Origin of the sequence: Empedobacter sp. UBA6745, assembly GCF_002453775.1 — a bacterium.
Classification (GTDB): Bacteria; Bacteroidota; Bacteroidia; order Flavobacteriales; family Weeksellaceae; genus Empedobacter; species Empedobacter falsenii_C.
The window spans coordinates 180,540-190,073 of record NZ_DKHL01000038.1; the positions used below are offsets into that span (position 1 = coordinate 180,540).

The window sequence follows — 9,534 nt, forward strand, 5'->3', positions numbered from 1 at the left end:
GGAACTCAAATTTGAGTTCCTTTACTATTTTGATTAAGAATATTTCTTATCCTAAAACTTTTGCAACTGTAGCTCCGATATCAGCAGGAGATGCAACAACGTGGATTCCACATTCTTCCATAATTGCCATTTTAGCTTGTGCTGTATCATCAGCTCCACCTACGATAGCTCCAGCGTGTCCCATTGTACGACCTTTTGGTGCAGTTTGTCCTGCGATAAATCCTACAACTGGTTTAGTTCCATTTGCTTTAATCCAACGAGCAGCCTCAGCTTCTAATTGTCCACCGATTTCACCAATCATTACGATACACTCAGTTTCTGGGTCATTCATAAATAATTCAACAGCTTCTTTTGTTGTAGTACCAATAATTGGATCTCCACCAATTCCGATTGCTGTAGAAATTCCGTAACCAGCTTTTACAACTTGATCAGCAGCTTCGTAAGTTAAAGTTCCTGATTTAGAAACGATACCAACTTTACCTTTTTTGAAAATGAAACCTGGCATAATACCTACTTTAGCTTCCTCAGAAGTAATAACACCAGGACAGTTAGGTCCGATTAATGTTACATCTCTTTGGTCAACATAAGCTTGTACTTTTACCATATCTTCTACTGGAATACCTTCTGTAATACAGATAATTACTTTGATACCTGCTTCTGCAGCTTCCATTACAGCGTCAGCAGCGAATGCTGGTGGAACGAAAATAATAGAAACGTCTGCTCCTGCTTGATCAACAGCATCTTTTACTGTGTTAAAAATTGGTAACCCTAAGTGAGTTTGTCCTCCTTTTCCTGGAGTTACACCACCTACTACTTGTGTTCCATATTCAATCATTTGCTCAGCATGAAAAGTTCCTTCTTTCCCTGTGAAACCTTGAACGATTATTTTTGAATCTTTGTTTACTAATACAGACATTGTGATTTTTAATTTACACAAATATAAAAGGAGTTTTGCATTTTAAAAAATATTCAATGTAAAAAATACACTAAGTCTTTATTGGAACAGGACAAAAAAGTATAAGATATTTATCATAAAAAAAGCCGACCAAACGGTCGGCTGCAAATATATTCTATAAATAATTTTATTTTCTCTTGTAATCGCGAACCATTATCTCTGTGACAGCCATTTTTTTATACAAGCCACGAGCCTCTTCTGCCGGATAACCAAAATATGTTTTTCCTCCTTCCAAAGATTTACTAACCCCTGCTTGTGCTAATAACACCGCTTTTGTACCGATTGTTACACCACTTGTAATCCCAACTTGTCCCCAAATAGAAACTTCGTCTTCTACATTTACACAACCAGCAATTCCGACTTGCGAAGCAATCAAACATTTTTTACCAATAATTGTATCATGACCAATCTGAATTAAGTTATCCATAATTGTTCCTTCTCCAATAATTGTAGACGCAGAAACTCCTCTATCTATCGTACAATTCGCACCAATTTCTACATTATTTTCGATGATAACATTTCCGACAGATTTTAAACGATCAAAACCTGTTTCGCGGTTTTTGTAGTAAAATGCATCAGCTCCTAAAACTGTTCCTGAACGAATAATTACATTATCTCCGATAATTGCATAATCATTGATTGATACATTAGAATGAATCACACAATTTTTTCCAATTTTAACATGATTTCCAATAAATGCCCCTGGCTGAATAATTGTTCCTTCACCTATTTCTGCAGAATCAGAAATTTGTTTTGTAGCAGCTTCAAACGCCATAAAATGTTGTCCAATTTTTACAAAATCACGAAAAGGATCATCAGAAATCAACAAAGCTTTTCCTTCTGGACAATCAACTTCTTTGTTAATCAAAACAATTGTTGCATTCGATTGTAGCGCTTTATCATAATATTTTGGATGATCAACAAAAACAATATCTCCCGCTTCTACACGGTGAATTTCATTGATTCCTTCGACTGGAAAATTTTCGTCTCCAATAAATTTCGCATCGATAATTGATGCTATATCTTTTAATTGATGTGTTTGTGGAAATTTCATCTTTCTCTCCTTTTAAAAAGTATACAAATATAAAAATAAAAAAGCTGTCAAAAAATGACAGCTTTAATGATTTATGAATTGAATTTCATTATTTTTTCTTGAAAACCATTGTTTTAACATCATTTGCAAACAAAACTAATTTTCCGTCTACAATTTCGTATTTATTTACATTATTAAAACGCTCTCCAAAAGCATCAGAATCTACACCTTGACAAGCCATACGCGTTGTTGCGATGTTTTTTACTGTCAATGAATTGCCTACTGCTACATAAGCTCCTGTCAAATTATTACATCCATCATTACCAGAAACCTTGTTATTTTGGAATGTTAATGTAGGTTTTTGATTTGGGAAACGATCGTCTACTGATTTTGCACTTCTATCTTTACCAATAAATTCTTCTAATTCCCAAGAACCTGCTAAAGTACCAGGACGAACAAAAGTCATGATGACAATATCTCCTTGAATTAATAATAATTTATTATCTGAAATAGAGTATTTTAATTTTCCGTTTAATTTTGAACTGAAATTAGAATCTTCTACATTTTGACAAGCTTTCATCGTAGACATCATATTACCAAATGTAATTTCATTTCCAGAAATTGTAACTCCTCCATTCAAAGTGTTACAACCATCCGAAGCATTTAACATACTATTCGAAATAAAATTAAGGTAAGGAGTTCCCATTGGATAAGCTTCTGCAATAGAACCTGCCTTCATAAAATTGATTTGGCTCAACTCCCATTTTCCTAAAATAGAGTTGTTATTTGTGTTTTCAGTATTACCTATCACGTTATTAACAGTAGAACAAGATGTTAAAAATCCTGTTGCTAAAATTGCTGCAAAAGATATTTTTAAAATTGTTGATTTCATAAAATTTAATTTCAAGTTTCAGTCTAATATACGAATATCATACCAAAATCTCAAAAATGTTAAAATTCGTTTCTACAAAGGTTTTGAAAAGATGAAGCCAAGTAAAGAATTTGTTTTAATTTTGAGAAATAATTTGTTTACACAATTCTCAAAAAATAATTCAATTTGATTTCTCAAAGAACGATAGATATAATTTTCGAAACAGCTCGTGTAGAAGAAGTTGTTGGTGATTTTGTAACCTTAAAACGTGCAGGTTCTAGCTTAAAAGGACTCTCGCCTTTTGGGAACGAAAAAACGCCTTCTTTTGTTGTTTCACCTGCCAAACAAATCTGGAAAGATTTTTCTTCTGGAAGAGGTGGAAATGTTGTGACTTTTTTGATGGAAGTTGAACAATTTACTTATCCAGAAGCCTTGCGATGGTTGGCAAAACGTTATAACATCGAGATTGAAGAAGATGGTGATTACACTTTTGAGCAACAACAAGAGGAAAAAGATCGCGAAAGTTTATATATCTTGACTGATTTTGCGAAGAAATTCTTCACTAATCAATTGCATAATTCGGAAGAAGGGAATTTGATTGGATTAAGTTATTTCCGCGAACGTGGCTTTACCAAAGAAACCATCGATAAATTTGAACTTGGTTATTCGCCAAAACAATGGGATGCTTTTGCTGAATATGCCTTAAAAAATGGTTATTCTAAAGAATTGATTGAAGAAGCTGGTTTAGCAACTTTCAAAGAAGATAATAAGAAATATGACAAGTTTCGCGAGCGTGTAATGTTTCCTATTTATAGTTTTTCGGGACGTACGTTGGGTTTTGGTGGACGAATTTTGCGAAATGATGCCAAAGCAGCAAAATATTTAAACTCTCCCGAAAATAAAATTTACCATAAAAGTAAAACGCTTTACGGATTATTTCAGGCGAAACAACACATTACAAAAGCTGATCAATGTTTCTTGGTCGAAGGTTATACAGATGTTTTGTCTTTGCATCAAGCCGGAATTCAAAATGTAGTAGCGAGTTCTGGAACAGCACTTACAAATGAACAAATTCGTTTGATAAAACGTTTGACAGAGAATATCATTGTGATGTACGATGGTGATAATGCTGGTATCAAAGCGTCTTTCCGTGGAATTGATATGATTTTGGAACAAGAAATGAATGTCAAAATTCTTTTGTTACCAGAAGGCGAAGATCCAGATTCGTTTGCGAAAAAACATTCGACAACTGAAATCGAAGCGTATATAAAAGAAAACGCATCTGATTTTATTCGTTTCAAAGCAAATGTTTTGTTGGAAGATGCGAAGAATGATCCAATCAAAAAAGCTGAATTAATTAGAGAAATTGTAAAATCAATTTCGCTTATTCCGAATATTATCAAGCAAGAAGTTTACATTGCAGAAACTTCTAAAATAATGGAAATTCGAGAAGAAGTTTTGTTCAAAGAATTGGCTCAATTGCAAAATTCTGGCGATAAATCGACTTCTTCGTCTTCTCATATTACCGATAATGCGCGAACTAAAAAACCTGCTATTTCGGTTTTTCCGTCTACAAAAGAAGTCATCAATGTTCAGCAAACTGTAGAAAATGAAATCATTAAGTTGATTATGCAATTTGGTGATTTAGAAGTTGATTTGAAGAACGAGAACAACGAGCTATACAAAACAACAGTTAACCAAGAAATCATTTCTCAATTTGATGAAAACGAGTTAAGTTTGAGTAATCCACTTTATCAATCTATTTTAGAAGAAGTGAAAGTTGGTTTGGGAAATGATGAATTGCGAACAGGAACTTATTTTTCTCGATTAACCAATCCAGAAATTGTACAGCTTGCTTCGGAAATGATGTTAGAAAAACATAGTTTAAGCGAAAACTGGACAGTAAAGCAAGGCATCAACATTAAGAAAAAAGAAGAATTTGTGCACAAAGATTTATTTGATGTTTTACTTCGCTTCAAAATTATTTACATAGATAATGTGATTAAAGAATTGATGCATCAAACAAAAAATCCTGAATTATCAATCGAAGAAACAAGTCAAATTCTTCAACAAATTATGCATTTTACTGGATTAAAAAATATCTTAAATCAACATCTTAATCGCGTCATTTAATTTAACATTTACTTGTTAAAAGATTAATATATTGATTAATAAATGTTTACGTAATAATTGTAAATAATTCTTAAAAATTTTAATAAGTAACTATATTTTTAACTTATAGTTAACAATTCTTTCTAAAGCTACTAAACATAGACATTTAGGTATCTTTTCTTTTCTAAAAAACATTAGAAAAAACTATGCATGTACAAACAAAATCTATTATGCTTATTTTAGATAAAGATTCAGAAAGAACTGNNATGACAAAGAATATTTTAACATTATTAGTAATGCTGATGATTATCCCAATGGCTCAAGCTAAAGGAAAATCAAACTTTTCAATAGAAAATCCGTTACCAGTTGCTATAACTAAAAATTTGAAACTTAATTTAATCAATAAATTTTCAGATTTTAATAAAACAGATAATACTGCGATTTCGGAAATTGTTGAAAAAGCTGGAAAAAAAGTAAGTGGAATTGTATCCTGGTATGCTGATAAATTTCACGGTAAAAAAACTTCTAGTGGCGAGTTATATAACAAAAACAATTTAACTGCAGCACACAAAACTTTACCATTCGGTACAAAAGTCAAAGTAACCAATACAACTAACGGAAAATCTGTTGTTGTAAAAATAAACGATAGAGGACCGCATACAAAATCTCGTTTATTGGATTTGAGTAAAGCAGCGTTTACTTCTATAGGTTCTACTAATGCGGGAACATTGAACGTAGAAATGGAAGTTGTAGAGTAAAACAATTTTTAGATATTAAAAAGAAAAGGATTGAACAATGTTCAATCCTTTTTTATTTTAGTCATCATAATGTTTATGATGTCCTTTCTTTTTATAATAATTTCCATTATTTTTCTTTTGTTGACCTGGTGCATATCGTTTTGCAGATTTATCACCATGTACTTTTTTGTGTTGACCTGGTGGTAAGCTACGATGGTCGTCATATCTCACTTCGTATTTCGGATATTTCTTATACTTCTTTTTGTGTTTATGCTGATGCTCTAACCCATATATAGTTGTAGAACCATCACACGATACCAAAAATAAAGCAGCGAAAGCAAAAACGGCAATCAAGTTGATTTTTTTTAATACTGTTAGTTTCATAATCATATTCATTATATTCATTTTGAGATAAGACAATAACCTTACCAAAAAAGACTTTACAATATTTTAATGAATATACTGATTGGAATAGTATTTGAGAATCAATAATTAAACTATTAAAATTATGAAAGAAAAAATCCAATACCGCTACAAAACAACGAACGAAGCTTTAGACGAACTAAAAGAAAATGGTTTTACTATTGACTATAATATCGAAAAAGATCAATTAAAACAAGCTCCTGAAATCTTTGATATCGTATGCATTTATCGTTACGAAGGAATGTCTGATCCTGATGATGAGTCTTCGGTTTATGGTATAATTAATAATCAAAACGGAGACAAAGGTGTTTACGTGGTTGGAAATCTATCAACAGATGACGATGTCGATCATTTCTTGGTTGATTTGGAAATAAAACGTAGAACAATTCAAGAATAAAATAACAATTATTAATCAAATAAAAAAAGCTCGATGCAAATGCATCGAGCTTTTAGGTTTTATAACATCTTTCTAATTAGAAAGGATATTCATAAATTTTTGATTCGTGGAAGTAAGGATGACCTTTTGCTTCTAAGTTTAATTTAGAAACTGCATTCATAACTACGAATGTAAATAATCCTCCGATTCCAACTAATGCTCCAATTTCCATTAAACCAAAGTTGTGGAATGGTCCAACAGCTGCTGGCATAATTTGGTTGTAGAAATCCCAGTAGTGTCCGAAGATGATAACGAATCCCATCGCGAAAACGATTTGGTAACGACGTTTCATGCTTGATGAAATTAAAATCAAGAATGGAGCTACTAAGTTAATGATCAACATCCAGAAATATAATGGGTATTGCGCCATACGTTGTTGGAAGTATTGAGCTTCCTCAGGAATGTTTGCGTACCATTGTAACATGAATTGACAGAACCATAGGTAAGACCATAATAATGAGAAACCGAACATGTATTTTGTTAAATCATGTAAGTGGTTATCATTAAATAATGGTAAAGCGTTCTTTCTTTTTAAGTAGATAGAAATAATTGCCATAATAGAAACCGCAGAAACTAAGTATGAAACCATTCCGTACCACATAAATAATGAAGAGAACCAGTGTGGATCTAAAGACATCACGAAATCCCAAGCAAATGCTGCAGAACAAATTGCGAAAATCACTAAGTAAATTACTGATTTTTTGTACAATTGAGCGTACACTTTTAAGTCTCCGTTTGTCTCATCTAATTTACGTGTTGCGTTTTTAATTACTGGTAACATTAAAGATAATACTACTAAGTAAATAACACAACGTACTAACCAGAAGTTAGGGCTTAACCAAAGTTGAGCTTTGTTCGCCATGAAGATATCATACTTCTCGCTATCAGGATTTATTAAATCAGCATCCATCCAGTGGAATAAGTGATTCATGTGAAAATAAGATCCTAAAACGATGATAGCTACAAGTACAGAACCTACTGGTAAAAATGATGCGATAGCCTCCATAACACGAGATACTACCATAGACCAACCAGCGTTAGCTACGAATTGAATACATAAGAAAAACAACGCAGACGCCGCAATACCAAACGATAAATAAGCTGGTACATAGAAAGCTGCCCAAGGTCTGTTTTTCAATAAATTTGTCAAATGCTCCATGTGTCCAGCATGATCTGTATTCATAGATGCATAAGAATCTGAAATGTAGTCACCAAAAAATTGAGTTGGGTGAGCTTCAATCAAACCGTTAATATATTCAGTTGAATTAGCAACATCTTGTTGATGTAAGAAAAATCCTATCCCGTAAAGTACAACACCTATAACAGCTAAGATAAGTGATGCATTTTTTAATTTTGGGGAAAATGTATATTGCATAATAATTAACTTATTTTATTATTTATTAGTTGCTGTTTCAGTTTCTGTTGCAGGTTTTGCTTCAGCAGTTGCTTCTCCGGCTGGAGCAGCGGCAGCTGTAGTAGCACCTTTCAAACTCATTACATATTCAGCAACTCTCCAACGGTCTGCAGGAGTCAATTGAGATGCGTAAGAACCCATCGCATTTTTTCCGTACATAATTACATGATAAACAGAACCTACTGTAACATCTCTTTCGCTATAATTAGGAACACCTGAATAAGCTTTAGATTTTACGATTGATCCTTGTCCATCACCAGCGTCACCGTGACAAACTGCACAGTTTTGTCCAAACAATAACTTACCTCTTTCTAAATCTGCAGCTTTGTTAGCCGCATTCAAAGGAGAAACAGTTACTGCTTTTGCTTGTGCATAACCAGCGTTATTGTTTTTGTAAGTCCATGGTAAAATATCACCATCTGTTCTTGCAACAGCACCTTCTACAGATTCTAATGCAGACATATTGTGATTTTTACTTAATACAGGAACTTCAGAATTTTCTTCGTCATGAGGGTAACCAAAAGTTGCCTTTTCGTAAGGATCATATGCCGTAGGATAATACATATCTGGCATATATACGATACTTGCGTGACGTTTTTTATCAGAACAAGAAGTGATAATAATACTTCCTAATCCTATAAGTAATGCTATCTTTTTCATTATGCTTCTTGTACTAAATTGTTAACACTTGGTTCTACGACTACATCACCTTTTACAGTTACTTCTTCAGCACCAGTCTCTACAAATACATTTTTGATTTTCTCAACATCAGCAGTTCTGATTTCGATTAAGAATTTATCATCTGTTGTACGTGGATCTGGATTTTTAGCTTTAGCTCCTGGATACATTTTATTACGCACTAAGTATGTTAATGACATAAAGTGCGCTGCACAGAATACTGTCAACTCGAACATAATAGGAACGAAAGCTGGCATATTCTCACCCCAAGAAAAAGATGGTTTCCCTCCAATATCTTGAGCCCAGTCATGGTTCATAATAAACCATGTCATCAAAGATGCTAACGTTGTACCAAATGCACCGTAGAAGAAAGCAAGGTCAGAAATACGAGTTTTTTTTAATCCTAAGGCTTTATCTAAACCGTGTACAGGGAAAGGTGTATATACTTCATCTATCGTAATACCTTGTTTACGAATAGATTTTACTGCTTTTAATAAATCATCATCGTCTCCGTAAAGACCATAAACGATTTTAGTGTTCGTGATGCTCATCTTCAGTATGATGTTTTTTATAGCTTTCGCCTGATGATTTCAAAATAGTTTTTAATTCAGATTGTGAAATAACTGGGAATGTACGTGCGTACAATAAGTATAACACAGAAAAGAATCCCATAGTACCTAAGAAGATACCTACGTCTACCCATGAAGGCATAAACATTGTCCAGCTTGATGGTAAATAGTCACGAGATAAGTTGATAACGATAATATCAAAACGCTCGAACCACATACCGATGTTAACTACGATAGAGATAACGAATGTCCAGAAGAAGTTTCTTCTAATTGGACGAATCCATAATAATCCTGGTACTAAAACGT

At 33.1% G+C, this 9,534-nt stretch carries 10 protein-coding genes and 1 pseudogene; 3 read left to right on the forward strand and 8 right to left on the reverse strand.

Annotated elements, in window-relative coordinates; genetic code table 11:
* Positions 1-46 precede the first annotated feature (46 nt).
* From sucD to B4H69_RS11695, 3 genes are all read right to left on the reverse strand, one after another.
* Positions 47-916, reverse strand: a complete 870-nt coding sequence (gene sucD, locus B4H69_RS11685; protein ID WP_038337297.1) for a succinate--CoA ligase subunit alpha — start codon at positions 914-916, stop codon at positions 47-49.
* A 166-nt stretch (positions 917-1,082) separates the two neighbouring features.
* Positions 1,083-2,009, reverse strand: a complete 927-nt coding sequence (locus B4H69_RS11690; protein WP_114999484.1) for a UDP-3-O-(3-hydroxymyristoyl)glucosamine N-acyltransferase — start codon at positions 2,007-2,009, stop codon at positions 1,083-1,085.
* 88 nt (positions 2,010-2,097) lie between these two features.
* Positions 2,098-2,880 carry an META domain-containing protein gene (locus B4H69_RS11695; RefSeq protein WP_114999482.1) on the reverse strand — a complete coding sequence of 261 codons (783 nt, stop codon included), beginning with the start codon at positions 2,878-2,880 and terminating at the stop codon, positions 2,098-2,100.
* A 165-nt stretch (positions 2,881-3,045) separates the two neighbouring features.
* Between B4H69_RS11695 and dnaG the strand changes: the two genes are divergently transcribed.
* Both dnaG and B4H69_RS11705 read left to right on the forward strand, forming a co-directional pair.
* The gene (gene dnaG / locus B4H69_RS11700) at positions 3,046-4,992 is read left to right on the forward strand and encodes a DNA primase (RefSeq protein ID WP_180906126.1); all 1,947 of its coding nucleotides are present in this window, start codon (positions 3,046-3,048) and stop codon (positions 4,990-4,992) included.
* Positions 4,993-5,285: 293 nt separating this feature from the next.
* A complete protein-coding gene (locus tag B4H69_RS11705) occupies positions 5,286-5,729 on the forward strand; it encodes a septal ring lytic transglycosylase RlpA family protein (protein ID WP_180906788.1) in 444 nt (147 codons plus the stop codon).
* A gap of 57 nt (positions 5,730-5,786) precedes the next feature.
* Here the strand turns inward: B4H69_RS11705 and B4H69_RS11710 are convergent, their stop codons facing one another.
* Positions 5,787-6,092 (reverse strand): hypothetical protein, encoded by a 306-nt coding sequence (locus B4H69_RS11710; protein ID WP_221627946.1) that lies wholly within the window; start codon positions 6,090-6,092, stop codon positions 5,787-5,789.
* Between the two features lie 124 nt (positions 6,093-6,216).
* Between B4H69_RS11710 and B4H69_RS11715 the strand changes: the two genes are divergently transcribed.
* Complete coding sequence (locus B4H69_RS11715; protein ID WP_180906125.1) at positions 6,217-6,528, forward strand: hypothetical protein; 312 nt, start codon at positions 6,217-6,219, stop codon at positions 6,526-6,528.
* Positions 6,529-6,604: 76 nt separating this feature from the next.
* On the opposite strand, the gene B4H69_RS11720 is transcribed toward B4H69_RS11715, so the two are convergent.
* The 4 genes and pseudogenes from B4H69_RS11720 to B4H69_RS11735 form a co-directional block, all read right to left on the reverse strand.
* Positions 6,605-7,942, reverse strand: coding sequence for a hypothetical protein (locus tag B4H69_RS11720; protein ID WP_180906124.1), 1,338 nt, complete (start codon positions 7,940-7,942; stop codon positions 6,605-6,607).
* Between the two features lie 18 nt (positions 7,943-7,960).
* Entirely contained in the window at positions 7,961-8,641 is a 681-nt protein-coding gene (locus B4H69_RS11725) for a c-type cytochrome (RefSeq protein ID WP_180906123.1), read from the reverse strand.
* Positions 8,641-9,210, reverse strand: a complete 570-nt coding sequence (locus B4H69_RS11730; protein WP_221627898.1) for a DUF3341 domain-containing protein — start codon at positions 9,208-9,210, stop codon at positions 8,641-8,643. Before B4H69_RS11730 ends, B4H69_RS11725 begins: the two co-directional genes overlap by 1 nt.
* Positions 9,191-9,534 (reverse strand): annotated as a pseudogene (locus B4H69_RS11735) (hydrogenase); the annotation flags it as partial. The pseudogene B4H69_RS11735 and the gene B4H69_RS11730, both read right to left, overlap by 20 nt.

Excerpts from the sequence above, each read along its gene's own strand:
- sucD (WP_038337297.1), bottom strand. The coding sequence starts at position 916 with ATGTCTGTATTAGTAAACAAAGATTCAAAAATAATCGTTCAAGGTTTC.
- B4H69_RS11690 (WP_114999484.1), bottom strand. The coding sequence starts at position 2,009 with ATGAAATTTCCACAAACACATCAATTAAAAGATATAGCATCAATTATC.
- B4H69_RS11695 (WP_114999482.1), bottom strand. The coding sequence starts at position 2,880 with ATGAAATCAACAATTTTAAAAATATCTTTTGCAGCAATTTTAGCAACA.
- B4H69_RS11705 (WP_180906788.1), top strand. The coding sequence starts at position 5,286 with ATGGCTCAAGCTAAAGGAAAATCAAACTTTTCAATAGAAAATCCGTTA.
- B4H69_RS11710 (WP_221627946.1), bottom strand. The coding sequence starts at position 6,092 with ATGAAACTAACAGTATTAAAAAAAATCAACTTGATTGCCGTTTTTGCT.
- B4H69_RS11715 (WP_180906125.1), top strand. The coding sequence starts at position 6,217 with ATGAAAGAAAAAATCCAATACCGCTACAAAACAACGAACGAAGCTTTA.
- B4H69_RS11720 (WP_180906124.1), bottom strand. The coding sequence starts at position 7,942 with ATGCAATATACATTTTCCCCAAAATTAAAAAATGCATCACTTATCTTA.
- B4H69_RS11725 (WP_180906123.1), bottom strand. The coding sequence starts at position 8,641 with ATGAAAAAGATAGCATTACTTATAGGATTAGGAAGTATTATTATCACT.
- B4H69_RS11730 (WP_221627898.1), bottom strand. The coding sequence starts at position 9,210 with ATGAGCATCACGAACACTAAAATCGTTTATGGTCTTTACGGAGACGAT.